Genomic DNA, 1099 nt, shown 5'->3' on the forward strand with positions numbered 1-1099 from the left:
TCGGTCAGCGGCTTGACGGTTTCCGTCTCGCCCGGGGGCGGGGGCGGTTCGCTCTGCGACGTGGAAAACTGCCACTGGCTCAGCAGCACGAACACCGGGACGGACTCGGTGAACCCGATGGCCGCGATCGCCAGCCCGGCCACGGTCAGCCCGGCAATCACCAGGGGACGGCGGCCGGTGGTGTCCGAGAGACGGCCGGAGAAGGTCAGCGCCAGCGCGTTGCCGACGGCGAAGACGGCCAACGCCAGCCCGGCAGTCTCCGGACCCGCACCCAACACGGCCGCGGCAAAGAGCGGAATCAGCGCCATTCGGACCCCGAAGGTGGCCCAGCCATTGGCGAAAGCGGACACGACGGCGGCGCGGTACCCCGGGTCCGAGAGCGCCTCGCGCAGATCCATCGCCTCGGGCGCCGGGGCGTCGTTGCCGCTCCGGGCTGCGGGTTTCTTGAGCATGACGGCGACGACGGCTGCCGCCACGAGCAGCGCGATGGCATAGACCACGAACGGCATGCGCAGGCCGAAGCCGGCCAGCAGGCCGCCGGCCACCGGGCCGAGGATGCCGCCCATCAGGAACGTGCCGGCGTAGAGGCTGGAAACCCGGCCGCGGCCGTCCGGCGGGGCCAGCCGCAGGATCAGCGCCATGGCCGAGACCGTAAACATGGTGGAGCCGAGGCCGCCCAAGCCGCGGAAAATCAGCAGCTGCCAGTAGTCCTGCGCCAGCGCGCAGGCGCCGGTCGAAGCGGCCACGATCAGCAGGCCGGTCAGGTACACCCTCCGTTCACCCCAGCGGCCCACCAGGGCGCCGCCCGCCGGAGCGAAGACCAGCCGGGCGAGGGCAAACACGCTGACGATGATGCTGGCAGCCGCGACGCCGACGTCGAAACTGGCGGCGAACTGCGGCAGGACCGGAGCCACCAGCCCGTACCCCAGGGCGATGACGAAGGCAGCGGCAACCAGCACCTTGATGTCGCGCGGAATCGGAGTAGGCGCCGGCTTGCCCGGACGCTGGAGGCCGGGCAGGCGGAACGGGCGCGCCGTGCGGCGGAAATCAGGCATGCCAACCAGCGTAGCCCGACCCGCGCGCCGGCTCGGTGCCGCCA

Annotated in this window: 1 protein-coding gene; it reads right to left on the reverse strand. The window is 72.0% G+C overall.

All coding sequences use genetic code 11. The features are described 5' to 3' along the window. Positions 1-1055, reverse strand: a 1055-nt coding sequence (locus tag AC5RV2_RS18285) for an MFS transporter (protein ID WP_494093506.1), incomplete at its 3' end; no start/stop codon positions are given. Positions 1056-1099: the final 44 nt, after the last annotated feature.

The organism is Arthrobacter sp. Y3225116, assembly GCF_059091245.1.